The organism is Fictibacillus sp. b24, from assembly GCF_030348825.1.
Lineage (GTDB): Bacteria > Bacillota > Bacilli > Bacillales > Fictibacillaceae > Fictibacillus.
The window spans coordinates 2424044-2443150 of record NZ_JAUCES010000005.1 but is presented as its reverse complement, the minus strand read 5'-3'; the positions used below and the strand labels follow the sequence as shown (position 1 = coordinate 2443150).

General features: G+C 41.6%; 17 protein-coding genes and 2 riboswitches. Of the genes, 9 read left to right on the top strand and 8 right to left on the bottom strand.

Features of this window, described 5'->3' with window-relative positions; translation table 11 throughout:
• Window positions 1–15: 15 nt before the first annotated feature.
• Window positions 16–1224, bottom strand: a complete 1209-nt coding sequence (locus QUF49_RS12630; protein WP_289495969.1) for an ornithine--oxo-acid transaminase — start codon at window positions 1222–1224, stop codon at window positions 16–18.
• A gap of 147 nt (window positions 1225–1371) precedes the next feature.
• On the opposite strand from QUF49_RS12630, the gene QUF49_RS12625 reads away from it, so the two are divergent.
• The 3 genes from QUF49_RS12625 to QUF49_RS12615 all read left to right on the top strand — a co-directional run bounded on the left by QUF49_RS12625 (window position 1372) and on the right by QUF49_RS12615 (window position 6226).
• A complete protein-coding gene (locus QUF49_RS12625; protein ID WP_289495968.1) occupies window positions 1372–1728 on the top strand; it encodes a YisL family protein in 357 nt (118 codons plus the stop codon).
• Window positions 1729–1880: 152 nt separating this feature from the next.
• Entirely contained in the window at window positions 1881–4835 is a 2955-nt protein-coding gene (locus QUF49_RS12620) for a bifunctional diguanylate cyclase/phosphodiesterase (protein WP_289495967.1), read from the top strand.
• 33 nt (window positions 4836–4868) lie between these two features.
• Window positions 4869–6226 (top strand): IS3 family transposase gene (locus tag QUF49_RS12615; protein WP_289495501.1). Its coding sequence is split into 2 segments (ribosomal slippage): window positions 4869–5337 and window positions 5337–6226, totalling 1359 coding nucleotides; the frame shifts between segments, so codons are not numbered across the junction.
• A gap of 346 nt (window positions 6227–6572) precedes the next feature.
• On the opposite strand, the gene QUF49_RS12610 is transcribed toward QUF49_RS12615, so the two are convergent.
• The 7 genes from QUF49_RS12610 to QUF49_RS12580 form a co-directional block, all read right to left on the bottom strand.
• Complete coding sequence (locus tag QUF49_RS12610) at window positions 6573–7610, bottom strand: ABC transporter permease (protein ID WP_289495966.1); 1038 nt, start codon at window positions 7608–7610, stop codon at window positions 6573–6575.
• A complete protein-coding gene (locus tag QUF49_RS12605) occupies window positions 7591–9129 on the bottom strand; it encodes a sugar ABC transporter ATP-binding protein (protein WP_289495965.1) in 1539 nt (512 codons plus the stop codon). The genes QUF49_RS12610 and QUF49_RS12605 overlap by 20 nt, the downstream gene beginning before the upstream one ends.
• The gene (locus QUF49_RS12600; protein ID WP_289495964.1) at window positions 9096–10229 is read right to left on the bottom strand and encodes a sugar ABC transporter substrate-binding protein; all 1134 of its coding nucleotides are present in this window, start codon (window positions 10227–10229) and stop codon (window positions 9096–9098) included. The genes QUF49_RS12605 and QUF49_RS12600 overlap by 34 nt, the downstream gene beginning before the upstream one ends.
• Window positions 10226–11281: an S-methyl-5-thioribose-1-phosphate isomerase gene (gene mtnA, locus QUF49_RS12595; protein ID WP_289495963.1), complete on the bottom strand. Its 1056-nt coding sequence runs from the start codon at window positions 11279–11281 to the stop codon at window positions 10226–10228. Before mtnA ends, QUF49_RS12600 begins: the two co-directional genes overlap by 4 nt.
• Window positions 11282–11284: 3 nt before the next feature.
• The gene (mtnK, locus tag QUF49_RS12590) at window positions 11285–12502 is read right to left on the bottom strand and encodes an S-methyl-5-thioribose kinase (protein ID WP_289495962.1); all 1218 of its coding nucleotides are present in this window, start codon (window positions 12500–12502) and stop codon (window positions 11285–11287) included.
• Window positions 12474–12650, bottom strand: coding sequence for a hypothetical protein (locus QUF49_RS12585; protein WP_289495961.1), 177 nt, complete (start codon window positions 12648–12650; stop codon window positions 12474–12476). The genes mtnK and QUF49_RS12585 overlap by 29 nt, the downstream gene beginning before the upstream one ends.
• Before the next feature lie 168 nt (window positions 12651–12818).
• Window positions 12819–12985: riboswitch (SAM riboswitch) on the bottom strand.
• Between the two features lie 103 nt (window positions 12986–13088).
• Complete coding sequence (locus QUF49_RS12580) at window positions 13089–13871, bottom strand: carbon-nitrogen family hydrolase (protein ID WP_289495960.1); 783 nt, start codon at window positions 13869–13871, stop codon at window positions 13089–13091.
• Window positions 13872–13977: 106 nt separating this feature from the next.
• Between QUF49_RS12580 and QUF49_RS12575 the strand changes: the two genes are divergently transcribed.
• The 6 genes from QUF49_RS12575 (at window position 13978) to QUF49_RS12550 (ending at window position 18827) form a co-directional block, all read left to right on the top strand.
• On the top strand, window positions 13978–15144 hold the full coding sequence (locus QUF49_RS12575; RefSeq protein WP_289495957.1) for a pyridoxal phosphate-dependent aminotransferase: 1167 nt from the start codon (window positions 13978–13980) through the stop codon (window positions 15142–15144).
• A 202-nt stretch (window positions 15145–15346) separates the two neighbouring features.
• A complete protein-coding gene (locus tag QUF49_RS12570; RefSeq protein WP_289495956.1) occupies window positions 15347–15520 on the top strand; it encodes a hypothetical protein in 174 nt (57 codons plus the stop codon).
• Window positions 15521–15542: 22 nt separating this feature from the next.
• Window positions 15543–15664, top strand: a riboswitch (SAM riboswitch).
• A gap of 77 nt (window positions 15665–15741) precedes the next feature.
• The gene (locus QUF49_RS12565; protein ID WP_289495955.1) at window positions 15742–16983 is read left to right on the top strand and encodes a 2,3-diketo-5-methylthiopentyl-1-phosphate enolase; all 1242 of its coding nucleotides are present in this window, start codon (window positions 15742–15744) and stop codon (window positions 16981–16983) included.
• Window positions 16980–17651 carry a 2-hydroxy-3-keto-5-methylthiopentenyl-1-phosphate phosphatase gene (locus QUF49_RS12560; RefSeq protein ID WP_289495954.1) on the top strand — a complete coding sequence of 224 codons (672 nt, stop codon included), beginning with the start codon at window positions 16980–16982 and terminating at the stop codon, window positions 17649–17651. Before QUF49_RS12565 ends, QUF49_RS12560 begins: the two co-directional genes overlap by 4 nt.
• Window positions 17648–18313, top strand: a complete 666-nt coding sequence (locus QUF49_RS12555) for a methylthioribulose 1-phosphate dehydratase (protein WP_289495953.1) — start codon at window positions 17648–17650, stop codon at window positions 18311–18313. The genes QUF49_RS12560 and QUF49_RS12555 overlap by 4 nt, the downstream gene beginning before the upstream one ends.
• A complete protein-coding gene (locus tag QUF49_RS12550) occupies window positions 18291–18827 on the top strand; it encodes a 1,2-dihydroxy-3-keto-5-methylthiopentene dioxygenase (RefSeq protein WP_289495952.1) in 537 nt (178 codons plus the stop codon). The genes QUF49_RS12555 and QUF49_RS12550 overlap by 23 nt, the downstream gene beginning before the upstream one ends.
• Window positions 18828–19107 lie beyond the last annotated feature (280 nt).

Here is a 19107-nt window from a genome sequence, read left to right as displayed (position 1 = left end):
CAGCCCCCTATAAAATTACACAGAAAGTACGTTTTTAATGCGCTCGATCGCCCAATCAAGATCTTCTTCAGAAATAATGAGAGGAGGAGCAAAACGAATTACGTTTTCGTGTGTTTCTTTACATAACAATCCTTGCTCTTTTAAACGTTCGCAATATGAGCGAGCAGGTTCGTTCAATTCAACTCCGATGAACAAGCCTTTTCCGCGTACTTCTTTAATGACTGGGTTGTCGATTTTCTTCAACTCGCCTAAGAAGTACTCCCCAAGCTTAAAGGAACGCTCAACTAAGTTCTCTTCTACAAGCACGTCTACTGAAGCGACAGATACCGCACAAGATAATGGGTTTCCACCGAACGTAGATCCGTGAGAACCAGGGTTGAATACGCCAAGTACTTCGCGGTTAGCGGCTACACAAGAGATCGGCATAACGCCTCCGCCAAGTGCTTTTCCTAGGATGTACATGTCAGGCTCGATTTCTTCCCAGTCACAAGCAAACATTTTACCAGAACGGCCTAATCCAGATTGAATTTCATCTGCTACAAAAAGAACGTTCTCGGCTTTACATACGTCAAGCGCTTCTTTTAGGAATCCTTCGCGTGGAATAACGATTCCAGCTTCACCTTGGATCGGCTCTAGAATGAATGCAGCTGTGTTTGGTGTGATCGCTGCTTTTAATGCATCAAGATCACCATAAGGGATAAGCTTGATACCAGGAAGCATTGGACCAAATCCACGCTGATAGTCAGGATCAGATGACATAGAAACCGCAGTCATCGTACGTCCGTGGAAGTTACCTTCACAAACGATGATTTCTGCTTGGTTGTCAGCAACACCTTTTACATCATAAGCCCAGCGGCGAACAGCTTTAATTGCTGTTTCTACAGCTTCAGCACCTGTGTTCATCGGAAGAACCATGTCTTTTTTCGTTAAGTTTGATACTTTTTCATAAAAATCACCAAGTTGGTCATTGTGGAAAGCTCGTGAAGTAAGCGTTACTTTGTCCGCTTGGTCTTTTAATGCTTGAATGATTTTAGGGTGACGGTGACCTTGGTTAACCGCAGAGTACGCACTAAGCATGTCCATGTAACGGTTACCTTCAGGATCTGTTACCCATACACCTTCAGCTTTCGAAATTACGATTGGAAGCGGATGATAGTTTTGTGCACCATATTGTTCCGTCTTAGAAATTACAGTTTCCGTATTTTTCGTTTCTGTCTGTTTCAAAGGAAACACCTCTATTCTGCAAGATTTCTCACATTGCTATTATAGCAATGAAAGTGCTTACTTTACAGGGGTAACTCTTTATATTGCCTAGTTCTATGGAGTTCGTGTTATAGTTATATGGAGAATTATACATAGGAGGATATATTTATGATTCATGTTCATGTTACATCATGGTTTCTGGCGTTAATTTTGTTCTTTGTAACGTATATGCTATACAAAAAAAATGCCGAAAAAAAATCAAAAATTTTTCACATGATTCTGCGAGTTTTGTACTTAGCCGTCCTTGCAACAGGTGGACACATACTCGCCAGCTACTTAACGGACCCAGGAATTGTTAATAAAGGGCCGCTAATTATTAAAGGTACCCTTGGACTTGTACTGATTGGTTTAATGGAAATCATCCTTGTACAAAGAAAACGCGGTGAAGGCCGTATGTTGAACTGGGTGTTCTTCTGGGTGTCTTTAATATTAGTATTATTCTATGGTTACGCTGTTATTGGATAGGAAATCAAATCGCCTGCATTAGTGGGCGATTTTTTTATTGGATAAATTAACCAGCATGTATTTTTGTTAACAAAGCGGAATGTACACCGATATTAAAGGGGATTAGTATAACTTTTCATAAAATGCGTTTTCCTGACAGATGAGGTGTAAGCATGCAAACCCATAATTATTTATTTAAAAGTGAAATGGATCTACAAAAGTGGATCGTTAAAAATAAACTTAAAAAACATGAAAACATCTTAATTCAAGTTTTTACAGGCAGGGTTGATAAGCAGTGGATCAATGATCTGCGTAAGCAACTGTTGTTTAGTTTACCTCAGGCTAAGATAATCGGTGTTACAACAGATGGTGAGATATTAAGCGGCCGTGTCACAACAGGGGAAACGGTTATTTCTGTTTCTGTTTTTAATAAGTCTGTTCCGAGAACGTTCTATATTCCACTAGAGCAAAACAAGAACAGCAGAGACTTAGGGATAAGTTTAGCTAAAGAAGTCATTCAGAATTCAACAAAACTTGTATTTGCTTTCGGTGATGGTATGCACATGGAAAGCTCTTCGTTTCTGCAAGCATTTCATGAGACAGCTCCAAATGTCTATATCGCTGGTGGAAACGGGGGAGATAACGGACAATATGAAAATGTTGTTCTATTTACAGAGACAGGTGTTTTTGATAAAGGGGTAGTCGCAGCTGCTATTGATAGTGAAGACCTCTATCTTCATACACATTCTTACACAGAATGGAAACCAGCGGGTAAAGTATTCACGGTAACAGATGTATCTCTTGATGGAGAATTGGAGATTGAAGGAAGATCGATCTATGATCTTTATAAACAATATATGGGTAAGGAAATTGCAGATAAATTGCCTGCTTCCGCCTTAGAATATCCATTAATTATAAAAAAAGGTAAAACCTATCATCCGTTATCCATAAAATCATCGAATCCTGGAGAACCTATTCAGTTTCATCAGAAAATAAATTTAGGCACTAAGATTCAAATCGGCTATAGAGATGCAGCACTCTCTTTAAAAAGTATTGATTTTGTAACGAAAGAGATTCAGGATAAGCCGGCTGAAGCTATATTCCTTTATTCATGCATGGCGAGAAGACGATTTTTAAACAGTACATTAGAAGAAGAATTTCTAGTGATTGATCAGTTTGTCCCAACTGTTGGGTTCTTTACGTACGGAGAATACTTTCATGATGGCACCACCTTACAGATGCTGTCACACGCATTAACGATACTTGCTGTGAGTGAATCGAATGATGCGACACTGCAAAAAAAGTTTGATTCGACCATTCCTGAACAGTCAAAAGAAATAGATGACTTGCTCGCACTCTCTCATTTGATCCAATCGAGCACAAAAGAGATGGAAGAGCTGAATGATAACCTGCTAGAATCTGAACAGCGCTACAAATCATTGTTTGATCATAATCCAGATATGATCTATTCCATGGATTTGACTGGTTTCATTACGAGTGTAAATCACGCACTCGTTCAGTCTTTAGGATTCTCACAAGAAGAGATGCTTCAATCTCACGCCCTTAATTTCGTAAGTGAAGAAGATCATAAGCGTGTTGTGGAACATTTCAGGCTCGCTGTGCATGATAAGCCACAAACGTTTGTTGCGAGCATCAAGAAAAAAGACGGCAGTCATATTTTAAGCAGCATTACAAACATTCCAATTGTAGTCAATCAGCAGGTAGTAGGGGTGTATGGTATCGGAAAAAATATTACATGGCAGAAAAAAGCAGAGGAAGAGATTGAACAGTTAGCATTTCATGATTCTCTTACGGGACTGCCAAACCGCGGGTTGTTTGAAAAAAGACTTCGCGAGCTTGTTTCAGAGAGTGATTATTCGCGCGACAAACTTGCAGTAATGTTTATTGATATTGATCATTTTAAAATCATTAATGAAAGCTTGGGGCATCATATCGGAGACGTTGTGTTAAAACATGTAAGTAAACAGCTAAGGCAAGTCATCAATAGCCAAGATCTTTTATGCCGATTTGCAGGTGATTTATTTACGCTCGTTTTAACATCAATGAATAAACCAGCTGACATCATTGATACGGCAAACCGCATTGTGGAAGCACTTAAGGTGCCTATCTATTTAGATGGACAAGAGTATACAGTGAGTACATCAATCGGTATCAGCGTCTATCCAAATGATAGTACAAGTGCTGATGTGCTTATAAAAAATGCAGATACTGCGCTTCATAAAGCAAAAGAAAAAGGGCGCGGGAAGAGAGAGTTTTTTACAGATGAGATGAATGCTTTTACACTTGAACGGCTAAAGCTGGAAGGCTTTTTGCGAAAAGCGGTGCAAAAAGGAGAACTTGAACCGTATTTTCAGCCGCAATATTGCTTGAAGACTGACAAGGTCATAGGATTTGAAGCTCTTGTAAGATGGAACCATCCGGAACTTGGTCTAATATCTCCTATGCAATTTATACCGTTAGCAGAAGAGATAGGGCTCATTGATGAAATTGGCCGTTTTGTTCTGATGGAATCTTGTAAACAGTTAAAACGATGGCATGATGGTGGAGCGCATCATTTATCAATCTCTGTAAACGTATCAGGCAGGCAGTTTCAAAGATTATCTTTTGTTTATGAAGTTAAAGAAGCGCTTGAAACTGCAGGGGTTTCTGCAGAATATCTTCATTTAGAGTTAACAGAGAGTACAATGATTCAAAATGTACAATACAGCATTAGCATTATGGAAGAATTAAGAGAACTGGGTGTTCGGTTATCTATTGATGATTTTGGTACAGGTTATAGCTCTCTTAGCTATTTAAAGGATTTTCCGGTTGATTACTTAAAGATCGATCAAAGTTTTATCAGACATTTAAGCGATGATTACTTCAACACAAGTGACGCTGCCATCATTAAGGCTATTATTATGATGTGTGAAGGGCTCTCGCTTTCAACGGTAGCAGAAGGTGTTGAAACATACGAGCAAATGAAGCTGCTCCGTGAATACGGGTGTCATACAGCACAAGGATATATCATCAGTAAGCCGATGCGAGCATGTGAAGCCGAACAATTTTTAGAAGAATATATGACATCAAAAAACAGCACATCCTATGAACTGCCCCCCAATTGTTAGACACCACTAACAATTGGAGGTGCAGTTTTTTTCATGTCTAAGTATTCATTTGAGTTGAAATTACAGTCTGTCCTTGCTTACCTTGAAGGAAAGGCTTCATTGAGGGAGATCGCCTCTCAGTTCAATACAAGTCTCTTCTCTCTCCGTAACTGGGTAAACCAATATAGGGCAAACGGAGAACAAGGACTTCTAACCAACTATACAAATTACGATATTCAATTTAAAATGGACGTACTTCAATACATGAACGACAATGGAGCGTCCCTTATGCAAACGGCAGCTGTTTTTAAGATTCCTTCGCCACAAAACATCCTCTCATGGAAAAGGAAGGTGGAGGAGGAAGGGCCGGACGCTCTCAAACCAAAGAAAAAGGGGCGTCCGACTATGAAAAAGAAACCACAAGAACCAAAGAATTCAGCACCACCTGAGGGGTCTGAACAGGCATTGAAGGCTGAGAATGAGCGTCTGCGTGCGGAAAATGCCTACTTAAAAAAGTTACAAGCCTTAATTCAAGAAAGAGAAAAATCACCGAACAGGACAAAGCGCAAATAATCCATGAGTTAAGGCAAGAGCATAAGGTGAGGGATCTAATAAGAGCAGCTGGGATGCCACGCAGCACGTATTACTACTGGGTCAAACAAATGGACCGGCCGGATAAATACAAGGAGATCAAAGAGGTCATCGCGGAAATCTACCACGAGCACAAAGGGCGTTACGGGTATCGCCGCATCACCCTCGAGCTGCGCAACAGGGGGATCGGCATTAATCACAAAACGGTCCGCCGCATCATGGGGCAGCTCGGATTAAAAAGCCTCGTACGGCTGAAGAAATACCGTTCCTACCGTGGGCAGGCAGGCCGTATTGCATCTGATAAGATTAAGCGCAATTTCTTCGCCTCAAGTCCTAATGAGAAATGGGCAACGGATGTGACGGAGATCCACTTACACGGTGAAAAGCTTTACTTTTCACCGGTACTTGATTTATACAACGGCGAAATTATCGCCTACAATATGGAACACCGCCCTGTATATTCCCTGGTTTCAAAAATGCTCGATAAAGCCTTTGAACGATTGAACGAAGAAGAATCCCCCATCCTTCATTCCGACCAGGGGTGGCATTACCAGATGAAGGAATACCAGCAGGCACTGAAAGAGCACGGGATTACCCCAAGTATGTCCCGCAAGGGGAACTGCCTGGATAACGCAGCCATGGAGAGCTTCTTTGGCTTATTGAAATCTGAATTGCTTTATCTAAACGAGTTTGAGAGTATGGAACATTTTAAGATTGAACTGGAGAATTACATTCAATACTATAACCACAAACGGATTAAGGCAAAATTAAAAGGCATGAGCCCGGTTCAATACCGAACTCATACCTCAGAGGCTGCCTAAAATCCTAGTGTCTAACTTTTTGGGTTCAGATCACTAATGGGTGTGCTGTTTTTAAAGCAAGGCTATTGGGTGTTAATTTCCGTTACAGGTGCTCGCTTTCCGGGGGGCGTGCGGTGAGCCACCTCGGCGCTTCGCTCTTAGGTGTCTCACCTGTCCCGCTGATCCCCCAGGAGTCTCGCACCTTACACTCCAATCAACTGTTCAGGAGGTTTTCTTTTGAAAGTCAGCGATGGAACAGCCTTAAGAATACAGCTTCTAAAAGCAATTGAATTACGATGCATGCTTTCATTGTGAACCGTTTTATTCTTCGTGCTTTTGATGAATAAACAAAGTTTTCAAGTAAGCCTTATTTTTTCTTCTCGTAATACATAAACGCTAAAGCGCCGATAAGAATAGATCCTTTCACGATATCTTGTGCATAATATGGCACGTTCAGCATGGTTAGACCATTTAGTAGAATTCCTATAAGAACAGCTCCGATAAAAGTACCAATCACGTTTGGTTTTCCTGCTCCAAATACCGAGAAACCAATAAAGGCAGCAGCAACACCATCCATTAACAGAGGAGCTCCTGCAGACACCTGACCCGTACCGATTCGGGATGCCAATAAGATACCTGCTAGCGTGGCAAAGAACGCAGATAAAAGATAGGCATACATTTTATAGCGTTGAACAGGAACACCGGATAATCGTGCAGCTTCTTCATTTCCACCTGTAATGTATAATAATCTGCCAAAACGGGTCTGCTGAAGAATCACGTGAACAACAATAACGGCGATCAGCATGATAATAACAGGTACTGGAACTGATAAAATCTCCCCCTGTCCAATGAAAAGGAACGAAGGAAGAAAGACACCAGGAGCTGTTCCACCCTCTGTTAGGGGCATGTTGTTATAGATAGAAAAACCTTTTGTGAACGTCAAATGCAAGCCGTTGATGATATACATCACGGCAAGTGTTGCCAGAAGATCTGGAAGCCTTACCTTAACAACGAAGAACGAGTTTAATAGACCTACTAAAAGTCCGATAACAATTGGGATTAGAATGGCGATAATCGTTTCCTGGCGATACAGTACAAGAGCAGCGGCACTCGTAACGGTCGCAAGGCTAGCAGTTGAACCTACTGAAAGGTCGAAGCCTCCGACAATAAGAGAAATCGTTACACCGATCGCTAGCAATGTAATGATAGAAACGGAACGCAGAATATCAGTAAAGTTTTGATAGCTTAAGAACTTGTCATTCGCAAGACTAAAGCCAATTACTGTTAATAAAATAACAAGAAGTGTTCCGTATCGATAGAGAAAGGGAAATATCTTCTCTTGAAATGTGTATTTCGTTCTGTTTATGTCATTCTCTACATGTTCTTTATGAACGTACTGTGCCATAATGACCTCCTGTTGCATAGTGCATTATTTTTTCGGTTGTAGCCTCTTTCTTGCTCAGTTCTCCAGCAATTTTTCCATCGTACATAACGAGGATCCGGTCACAAAAAGCGAGCAGCTCCTGAATTTCACTCGTGAAGTAGAGGATGCCTTTTTTGTTTTGCGCTAAATTCTTAATGCATTGAAACACATCTTGCTTTGCTCCTACATCAATTCCTTTTGTTGGCTCATCAAAAATGAAAACCTCTCCGTCATTTAATAGCCACTTTCCAATAGCAGCTTTCTGCTGATTACCTCCGCTTAAGTGATTAAGAAGCAGAGATGACTTTTGTGTCTTAATGCCAAGCTGTTTGATCCATTTTTCAGCTTCAGCTTTTTCTTGTTTTTTTTGAATAAAACCAAACTTCGTAAACTGTTTTAATACAGGCAGAGTTAAATTCTCAACAACGTTAAAATCAACGAGTATGCCCTCTTTACGGCGTTCTTCTGGAACAAATCCAATGCCTGAAGAGATGGCTTTTAGAGGGTTCGTAATTCTTATCTTTTTACCTTTAATAGATAGATAGTCACCTGACGGATCAGCGCCGAATAGAGCTCTTGCTGTTTCTGTTTTTCCTGCACCAACAAGGCCAGCTACGCCAACGATCTCTCCTTCTCGTACTGACAATGAAATACGTTCACTTGTAGCAGGGACGTTAAAATTCTTAACTTCTAACAGGTTATCTCCCAAAACGCGGTCTTCATCGTCATTTAAAAGTTCAACCAGTTCGTTTCCTAACATTGCCCGCACGATTTCTTCCGATGTACATTTAGAAGTTTCATTTTTAAGCGTGACGTAGCCATCTTTTAAGACCGTAACTTGAGTTGAAAGCTCCATTACTTCGGGTAATCGGTGGGAAATATAGATAATTCCGACGCCTTGATTTTGAAGTTCGCGAAGTACGCTAAAAAGGTGTTTAGCTTCTTTCGTGCTAAGGGCAGCTGTAGGTTCATCGAGAATAATAAATGATATTTCACGAGATAGAGCTTTTGCAATAAGAACTAACTGTTTTTCAGCTAATGAACAATGAGAAAGGGGAAGGGAAGGGTCAAGGTCCAAACCAACTCTTCTTAAAAGTTCCTTAGCCCGTTTATGCCGTTTTCTCCACGAAAAGAATGCCGGTCCCGTGATGAAAGCATTCATCGTAACGTTTTCTGCAATGCTTAAGGAAGGAACAAGAGCTGTATCAACCTCTTGCACAACCATTTCAATGCCAGCTTCCTTAGCATCGGCAGGAGTTTTAAAGTGCTGTTTCTTTTCATCTATCGTGATGATGCCCCCGTCTCGTTCATAATCACCGGATAAAATTTTCATTAATGTACTTTTTCCTGCACCATTTGCTCCTAAAAGAGCATGGACCTCACCGCTAGCTACGGTAAAGTCCACTCCTTTTAGTACAGTTTGATCACCAAACGACTTTTGTATAGAAGTTAATGAGAGTATAGTCATTATTGATTCGCCTTCTTTAAGTTTTCCATCCAAGGTGAAGTGCCAGCTTCTGATTTACCCCAGCCTTCCACGTACTTACTGATCTCATCCATGGATACTTTAGAATTTGGAAGATCTTCTTTTTCAACAAGATGCGGCTGAACGCTATAGATTTGAGGAGTTTCTTCTCCAGCTACCTTCTGGTACAGGAAGCGAACCTGCAGCTTCCCGACATCCGCAGGGTCAGTTGCTGCTGTAGACACCCATGGGCTGTTTTCTTCTTGCATCAATTGAAGATCTTCATCACTTAAATCGATTCCGTACACTTTAATCTCATCGCGGCCCGCTTGCTGAATCGCACGAGTCACACCTTTAGCAAATTCATCCCATGGAGCAAATACGGCATCAATATCACCTTTGTTCGGATATTTTTGAAGAAGGGCTTCCATTTGAGATTGTGTATCAAGAGCTGTGTTCTGCGTCGCCGTACCAAAACGTGCGATCTCTTTTATAGATGGATAACGTTTCTTAAATGCCTCATACATCACGTTTCTTCTTTCCATCGGTGTAAAACCGCCAACCCACACATAGACGATCTCACCTTTACCATTTAGATCTTGAGCCATCGATCTAAGAGCGTTCCAAGAGAGGCTATAGTCATCCTGGTCGATTACGGTAACACCTGGAATGTTGATGTCACTATCAAACGCGACAACTGGAATGCCGGCTTTAACCGCTTTCTTAACACTCGGAGCAATCGCATCAGCCCGGCCATGGTCGATTAAGATGCCATCCACTTGCTGGTTAACGGCGGTTTCTACGTAAGCAGCCATTTTTGAAAGGTCGTTATCGGCGTTGTAGATTTGAACCTCACCACCAAATTCTTCAACCTGTTTCTTCACACCGCTAATATATTGGGAAGAGAATGTGCCGATCGAAAATTGATTGATGGATGCGATCTTTAATGGTTTTTGAAGCTGTTTTGGAACTTCACTCGATGCTGCTGCAGACTTCGTTTCTTTAGATTTTGATTCAGTTGCTGATGCTGGTTTTGTTTCCGTTTTATTGTTAAGTGCATCTTGTTCACTTGTGCAGCCTGTTAAAAGCAGAGAAGCTGTTAAGAATGCTGTTGCTAATACTTTATATGGTTTCACTTTTGTTCCTCCTTAAGTGTTGACAGTGCCTCACTGTAATTACCTCTGATGATGCCTTTTTCCGTAATGATTGCTGAAATGTATTCCGCTGGCGTTACGTCAAAAGCGGGGTTGAATACTTTTATCCCTTCAGGAGCGATACGGACACCGTTTAAATGTGTAACTTCTTCTTCCGGACGCTCTTCGATTGGAATGTCGTCACCGCTTGCTGTTCCTAGATCTAAGGTAGAGAGGGGACAGGCAACATAAAAGGGAATGTTAAGAGCTTTCGCTTGAAGAGCAAGCCCGAACGTACCAATTTTATTTGCCGTATCTCCATTTGCCGCCACACGATCACAGCCTACAATTACAGCTTTAATGTTTTTTGTTTTCAAAGTATGTGCCGCCATGTTATCGGTAATTAGCGTCACATCAATATCATTTGCTTGAAGTTCCCAAGCCGTTAAACGAGCTCCCTGCAGAACAGGTCGCGTTTCGTTAGCGTAGACAGATAAATCCCATCCTTTTTCCTTAGCAAGATGAAACGGAGCTAAAGCTGTACCGTATTTACTTGTAGCGATAGCGCCAGCATTACAAATCGTCATTACTGCATCTCCGTTTTGCAGAAGGGACAAGGCGTATTCACCGATTTTGCGGCACGTATTTTCATCTTCCTCTTGAATAGAGAGGGCTTCTGTTTCAATTCTCTTCTTCGCCTCTGTAACTGTGGATGCCTCTTGAGCTGAAGCGACGACACGATTGATCGCCCAAAATAAATTAACAGCAGTTGGACGGGAAGAGGCAAGATAGTCTCTTTGTGATAGCAGTTTCGGTAAAAACTGCTGAAGGTCATTTTCTTTTTCTGTATTGCTCCATAGCGCAAGACCGAAAGCGGCAGCTATACCTATCGCGGGAGCTCCGCGAACTTTTAGCTTTGAAATTGCATCCCATACATGTTCGATCGTCGTTACATTCAAGTAAACGGTGTGGTGGGGAAGTTGTTGTTGATCCAATATAAGCAGATGATCGCCTCTGTAACGAACAGAAGGAACCCATTTTTCAGCTACAGTCATTTCTTAAGCACCTCTAATCCAGTCAGTCAATTCTGTGATGTTTGTAATTTTACTTTGGTTTTTAATAAGAGCACTTCCAAGCTCTAATGCTTTTTTCTTATAAAACAGCTCCACTTCTTTTTGCGGAATGGTGTCAAGGTCAGCAACATGGGCAAGACCGATTGTTCTACGTATGATTTCACAGCCTGCATAACCGATTGCTTCTTGGAACGTTTTTTGTAAGAAGTTCTCTAAAACGCCTTCTGTCTTAGCAAAAGGATCCGTCGCTTTCTCGTTCCACAGCTGTGTAAATGTTTCGCTGTACGTATTCCACGTCTTTTCGATGGTTTGTAAAAGGTAAGACTGTAAAGATTCACGATTGAACGGCTCTTTCGCATGTGCGTTCTGTGACAGGTGGTTAAGAGCAAGGTTCGCTATAAAGTGAGCGATGTCAAAACCAGCAGGTCCGTAGAAAGCAAACTCAGGATCGATCACTTTAGTAGAATTATTTTTAACGAAGATACTGCCTGAATGAAGATCACCGTGAAGCAGGATCTCAGCTTTTGTTAAAAACGAAAATCGCAGTTGAGCTACTTCTTTAAGCAGTTCTTTGTCATTCCAAATTTTTTCGACTTCATTTTGAAGTTCATCAGGGAAATCGTTCGTATCATGATTAAAGAACGGATCTGTAAAAACTAAGTCTTCGGTAATCTTGCAAAGTTCAGGGTTTGAAAAACGTCCGACTTGTTCTTTTTTCTCAAATGGATGCAGATAAAAGTCACTGGAATAAAAAGCTGTTTTAGCAGCAAATGTTCCAATATCCTCAGCCAAAGTTGGGTATGTTTGACCTTCGATGAGTCCTTTACGAAGGATTACATGATCTGACAGATCTTCCATGACGGTAACAGCTAATGTTGAATCTGAATAATAAACTTTGGGAACGAGGTGTGGAACCGATTCAGCTTCTTTTAAGAGAGCTTCACTTTCAATTCTTGCTCGGTCAAGAGTAAGAGGCCAGCTTTCACCAACCACTTTTGCATAGGGAAGTGCTTGTTTAACGATTAATGCTTTTTTTGAATCTGGGTTTTCGATATGAAAGACTAAATTGAGGTTGCCATCACCGATTTCTTTAACAGACAAGCTGTTTTGTTCAGCTTCATCAAAGAAATCTAGAGGTTTCACGACTTCAAGGACTGTTAGTTCGTTTAACGGTTCATATGTAGGTTTTACTTGTACGCTCATTTTTTGTTCCCCCCGGAATGTTTTGGAATAAAAGCTGTTTTTGTGTACATTGTTGCTCTGAAAGTAGTTGATTTCCGCTCCAGCTTGCTCGCTTTCCACGGGGCGTACGGTGAGCCTCCTGCCGCTTTGCGCCATTAGGAGTCTCCACATGACCGCTCGTCCCGTAGGAGTCGGCAACCTTGCGCTACAACCAACTTGCAATGAAGAGAGAAAACAATTCAAAAGCAGCAATCCATTATAATTTAGAAAAGATTGTAAATAAAAAGAGCCTCTTTTCGTATAAGAAAAGAGGCTCGGAATGTTAGTTCTCCCGCGCCTCTTATCTTAGCAAAACATGTTGTTTTGCCGGAATTAGCACCGTGCCATACGCTGAAATCATATCAGCGGCTCCCCGTATAATGCGGGCGCCCCATCTCACAATGGTATTACGGTCGGTTGCTGGGTTTCATCGGGCCATATCCCTCCACCTGCTCTTGATAAGAGACCAAAATATTCGTTTTTTAATGCGTGTTAATATTCGCACAATTCATAATCGTTATACTACAACGTGATAGTAAGTTCTGTCAACAACAAATTTTAAAAAAAATTAATAAAGATCGGTTCGTCGATCGTTAAATACTGGAACCTTCAAACGGACCTCGTCTACTAAACTCGGAGAAATATCTGCTGTCAGAATCTCCTCACTATGGGTAGAAGCTTCAGCAATGATATCTCCCCAAGGATCAATAATCATGGATTGACCAGCAAACGTGTTGTTTGGATCTTTCCCGACACGATTACACGCGACAACATAGCATTGATTCTCAATAGCACGCGCGATAAGAAGTGCCCTCCAGTGTGTCTGTCTTTGGATCGGCCACTGTGCCGGAACGAACAAAATTTTTGCTCCATTAACAAACGGTGCACGAATCCATTCTGGAAAACGAATGTCATAACAGATTGCAGCAGAAGAAAGATTGCCGTCAATTGTAAACAGACTGCTGTTTTTTCCAGGTGAGATGTATTTCTCTTCTTCCATTAGCGTAATCAGGTGAGCCTTTGAATAAGTGCCGATATGCTCTCCGTTTCGGTTAAAAGTAAGGGATGTATTGTATACAGAGTTGCCGTCCCGAAACGCGACAGATCCACCGACAATATTAATATTAAGCTCTTTTGATAGTTTGCTTAGCCAGTTTTTAGCACGCTCTCCATAGTGATCACTAATCTGATCTAAGCGAGTTAAGTCATATCCTGTATCCCAAAGTTCTGGCAGAATAATCGTATCAGGATGATGCGCATTTACCGTCTCACGTATTTTAGTGTCAATGTGTTCATAGTTTTTATCAGGATTGCCATACTGGACATCTACTTGTATACAGGCAATTTTCATAATTGGACCCCCATCGTGTAAAAAAGTCTTTACAGAATTTCCTTAAGCGTATAACATAACTGATTAGAATTTCAAGAACATTCAAATTAGACTGGAAGTGATCGATGTGAAACGTTTTGAACAGGCCGAAGTAATGGGGAAGCTGCCAGAGCAATTTTTCGCCAAGCTTGTAAAAAAAGTATCTCACTATGTAGAACAAGGCTATGACGTTATTAATCTTGGACAAGGAAATCCAGATCAGCCAACGCCTCAGCATATTGTTGAAGCTCTAAAAGAGGGGGCTGACAGACCTGATTATCATAAATACTCACCGTTTCGCGGACATGGATTTTTGAAGCAGGCAGCTGCAGATTTTTATAAACGAGAATATGGTGTGTCACTCGATCCAGAGAAAGAAGTTGCCGTACTCTTTGGTGGAAAAGTGGGTTTAGTAGAGTTATCACAGTGCTATTTAAATCCAGGGGATGTTGCGCTCGTTCCGGACCCAGGATATCCGGACTATTGGTCAGGTGTAGCGATGGCAGGAGCGAAAATGGAGACGATGCCGCTTCGGCAAGAAAACGATTTTTTGCCGCGTTATGATGAACTTTCACATTCGGTGCTTGATGCAGCAAAACTTATGTTTTTAAACTATCCGAATAACCCGACAGCTGGAGTAGCCAGTGAAGCATTTTTTGAAGAGACCATCGAGCTTGCTAAAAAGCATGATATTTTAGTTTGTCATGACTTCGCGTATGGTGCGATCGGATTTGATGGGGAAAAACCTATTAGCTTTTTACAAGCTGAAGGAGCAAAGGACGTAGGAATTGAAATTTATACGCTTTCTAAAACGTACAACATGGCAGGATGGCGCGTTGGGTTTGCTGTCGGCAACGCATCTGTTATCGAATCTATTAATCTGCTGCAAGATCATTTTTATGTGAGCTTGTTTGGAGCGGTGCAGTATGCAGCAGCAGAAGCACTGAACGGTTCACAGGAATGTGTGGATGAATTGGTCGAGACTTATGAAAGACGACGTGATGCGTTCATCGGGCGTTTGAATGAAAACGGATGGAACGTGGAAGCTCCAAAAGGATCCTTCTTCTGCTGGCTTCCTGTACCAGAAGGATACACATCTGAAACATTCGCAGACTATTTGCTGGAGAAAGCCCACGTTGTAGTTGCACCAGGAATTGGGTTCGGAAGTGAAGGCGACAACTATGTCCGCGCTGGCCTTTTGACATCTGAAGAACGATTGATTGAAGCTGCTGACAGAATTACTAGGCTGTTTTAGAAGGCTATTTTAAAAGTTCCTTCATGGACAGTTGATTGAAGTGGAAGATGCGAGACTCCTGCGGGACGAGCGGGCAGTACGAAAAGTGGAAGTGGCTCGTTCAGCCCCGACAAGCAAAAGGTGAATGGGCTAGGAAGGCGCTCTTTGCCTTCTGGACCATTTAGCTTTTGACCTCGAGGGGCTAGCCACTGCAACTAGACAAGTGAGACACTTAAAAGTGAAACGTAACGAATGTGGCTCACCGCCTGCCCCGCGGAAAGGGAGCACCTGGAACGGAAATCAACCACTCTCAAGAGCAACAAAGTATATCTTAAAAGCAACTTCTAGAAAAAAATTGGTTGACAGATTCTTCATGCCCTGTCATAATCACAATTAAAATTATATTCTAACAATTTGCACTCTTATTAAGAGCAGGTGGAGGGACTAGCCCGATGAAACCCGGCAACCATTCAGCTTTTTTATTTAGCTGAAAACGGTGCTAATTCTTGCAGCCTTACGAAATCAGGCTGAGAGATAAGAGGAAGCGGAACTGTCACTATTATGACGCCCCTTCCTCGTGAAGGGGCTTTTTGCGCGTTTGAAAGGAGTTAAACCAACATGAGTAAAATTACAGCGACGTACTTAGTACATGACAAAAAAGAAAACTTAGAGAAAAAAGCAGAAGGAATTGCACTCGGTCTGACCGTCGGTTCCTGGACAGATCTTCCTCAGCTCGAGCAGGATCAACTTTTAAAACATAAAGGAATCGTTGAAGAAGTGATTGAACTTCCTGGAGATGTAGCTGCTGATCAGTATCTAGGCAGCAAAAGAACTAGAGGTTTGCTAAAGATTTCATATCCTTCAGCCAACTTTTCTAACGATCTCCCGGCCATCCTTACTACAGTTTTCGGAAAGCTTTCTTTAGATGGAGAGATCAAGCTGATAGATTTAGAATTTGATAAACAGTTAGAACAAAGTTTTCCAGGTCCAAAATACGGTATTTCCGGAATACGAGATATTCTTGGTGTTCAAGATCGCCCTCTTGTAATGAGCATCTTTAAAGGAGTTCTTGGTAAAGACCTTTCATTCTTTAAACAGCAGCTTTATGAACAGGCATTAGGCGGCGTGGACCTTGTAAAAGATGACGAAATTTTGTTTGACAATCCGCTTACTCCTTTTGAAGAACGAATTAAGACGGCAAAAGAAGTGTTGGATTCCGTTCAGAATCGTACAGGTGAAAAGACACTTTATGCGGTGAACCTGACAGGCAGAACAAGTGAGCTTCGTGATAAAGCAAGACGCGCAGCAGAATTAGGTGCGAATGCATTATTGTTCAACGTTCTGTCCTATGGGCCAGATGTGCTGCAAGAATTGGCAGAGGACAAAGAGATTCCGCTGCCAATCATGGCGCATCCGGCATTATCGGGAGCGATTGGCTCATCTTCCCTTTACGGAATCGGGTATTCAGTTTTGCTAGGAAAACTGCTTCGCTATGCTGGAGCTGACCTTGTGTTGTTCCCGTCTCCATATGGAAGTGTGGCGCTCGATCGCAATGAAACATTAAGCATAGCTGATTCATTAACGACAGACGTTATTTCACTGAAAAAGTCATTCCCGGTACCGTCAGCAGGTATCCACCCAGGTTTAACTCCCGTTTTATATAACGATTTTGGCGTAGATAGCGTCATTAATGCAGGTGGCGGAATTCATGGGCATCCTGATGGAGCAGCAGGCGGTGCAAGAGCGTTCCGTCAGGCTGTAGATGCGGTTGTGAAAGGTGAAGACTTTGAACAATACGCAGAGAAACACGCTGAACTTCAAAAAGCCCTTGAGCTATGGGGAGGGGTGCCGGTTAAATGACGAGAAATGGATCTGTAATCTTTTGCGATTTTGACGGCACAGTTACCGAAAAGGATAACATTGTCGCGATCATGGAGGAGTTTTCGCCTGATGGCTGGCAACCAATCGTGAAAGATATATTGAATGAAACCATCTCCATCCGTGAAGGGGTTGGAAGGATGTTTTCAAGAATATCTTCAGATAAAAAGCAAGAAATTATCGAATTCGTATTAACCCGTTCTAAGATTAGAGACGGCTTTCAGGAGTTTATTGATTTTACCAAAGCTGAAAAAATACCGCTTTATATCGTAAGCGGGGGAATTGATTTTTTTGTCAATCCTGTCCTGGAAAACAAAATTATGCCTGAGCACATTATCTGCAATGCTAGTGACTTTTCAGGTGACACGATAAAAATTCTATGGCCGAACGCATGTGATGATTTGTGTACGAACGATTGCGGCTGCTGCAAGCCCTCTGTCATTCGTCGATTGGATCATCAGTACAGAGATGCAGAAAAAATTGTAATCGGCGATTCAATCACCGATTTGCAAGCTTCCAAATTAGCTGACTTCGTTTTTGCAAGAGACTACCTGATTGAAAAATGTGAGGAAAACCAAATTTCTTACACACCTTTTGAAACGTTTCATGACATTATTCATGCATTAGAGAAAAGAGGTGTACGAAGTTGAGTAAACAACAGCGCTGGAATGAGCTTGCTGATGTAAAAGATGAACTCGCTGCACGAGATTGGTTTCCAGGCACAAGCGGGAATGTTTCTATAAAAGTCAGTGAATCACCGCTTGCCTTTTATGTATCAGCAAGCGGAAAGGATAAAACGAAACGTACTTCTGAAGACTTTCTTCTAGTTGATGAGTATGGCAGACCAGTTGAAGAAACTCAACTTAAAGCTTCAGCAGAAACAGGCATTCATTGTGAAGTCTATCGCTTAACAGATGCTGGCTGCTGTTTGCACGTTCATACGGTTGAGAACAACTTGATCTCAGAGTTGTATGGAGATCAAGGGGAAATTACTTTCCAAGGTCAGGAGCTGATTAAAGCATTCGGAATTTGGGAAGAAGACGGCAGAATAACTGTTCCTATCGTGGAAAATTATGCAGATTTAATAAAGCTTTCTGAAGCCGTTGGTGCAGTAATAAAGCCTGACACGAAAGCAGTACTTATTCGAAATCACGGTATCACTGTATGGGGCAGAAACGCATTTGAAGCGAAGAAGCACCTAGAAGCTTTTGAGTTTTTATTTTCTTACCACTTAAAATTGCAAACTCTATCTTTTTTTAATAAAAATAACTCATTTGGAGGCGTTAAAAATGGCACAACTACGATTTCATGATAACAACGAAAGAATTGAAAACCAAAGTGAAGTAGAAGCTTATTTAAACTCACAGGAAGTTATTTACGAAAAATGGGACATTGAAAAGCTTCCGGCACATCTTCGCGAGAACTACGCGTTAAGTGATGAAGATAAAGCAGAAGTGATTCAAACTTTCCGCAGCGAGATCGACGATATTTCTGAGCGCAGAGGATATGTTACTGAAGATGTAATTTCTCTCTCTGACGCAACACCGAACTTAGATGAACTTCTGAAAAATTTTTTAGCAGAACACCACCACACAGATGACGAAGTTCGCTTTATCGTTTCAGGACACGGGATTTTTGCCATTGAAGGGCCAAACGGAAGGTTTTTTGATGTAGAACTAGAGCCAGGAGACTTGATCTCGGTTCCAGAAAACTTCCGTCATTACTTCACACTGCAAGCAGACCGCAAAGTAGTAGCGGTACGAATTTTCAAATCAAAAGAAGGCTGGGTTCCGATCTACGATAAAGAGCCACAAGAAGCTAAATAATGTTAAGGAAGCATACCTTTTTTTTTTGAAAGGTGTGCTTTTTTATAGAATGAACCCTATTTCTATAAATCTAGATGACGTCGGAAGCTCGTTCAGCGGCATTTATGCTCGCTGAACGAGCGCAAAATGAGATTTACGAGCGCAAAATGAGATTTACGAGCGCAAAATGAGATTTACGAGCGCAAAATGAGATTTACGAGCGCAAAATGAGATTTACGAGCGCAAAATGAGATTTACGAGCGCAAAATGAGATTTACGAGCGCAAAAATTTTACAATCCC

Bases quoted from the DNA above. Each gene is read 5' to 3' on its own strand.
- QUF49_RS12625 (WP_289495968.1), top strand. From the start codon at position 1,372: ATGATTCATGTTCATGTTACATCATGGTTTCTGGCGTTAATTTTGTTC.
- QUF49_RS12620 (WP_289495967.1), top strand. From the start codon at position 1,881: ATGCAAACCCATAATTATTTATTTAAAAGTGAAATGGATCTACAAAAG.
- QUF49_RS12610 (WP_289495966.1), bottom strand. From the start codon at position 7,610: ATGGCACAGTACGTTCATAAAGAACATGTAGAGAATGACATAAACAGA.
- mtnA (WP_289495963.1), bottom strand. From the start codon at position 11,281: ATGACTGTAGCTGAAAAATGGGTTCCTTCTGTTCGTTACAGAGGCGAT.
- mtnK (WP_289495962.1), bottom strand. From the start codon at position 12,502: ATGAGCGTACAAGTAAAACCTACATATGAACCGTTAAACGAACTAACA.
- QUF49_RS12580 (WP_289495960.1), bottom strand. From the start codon at position 13,871: ATGAAAATTGCCTGTATACAAGTAGATGTCCAGTATGGCAATCCTGAT.
- QUF49_RS12565 (WP_289495955.1), top strand. From the start codon at position 15,742: ATGAGTAAAATTACAGCGACGTACTTAGTACATGACAAAAAAGAAAAC.
- QUF49_RS12560 (WP_289495954.1), top strand. From the start codon at position 16,980: ATGACGAGAAATGGATCTGTAATCTTTTGCGATTTTGACGGCACAGTT.
- QUF49_RS12550 (WP_289495952.1), top strand. From the start codon at position 18,291: ATGGCACAACTACGATTTCATGATAACAACGAAAGAATTGAAAACCAA.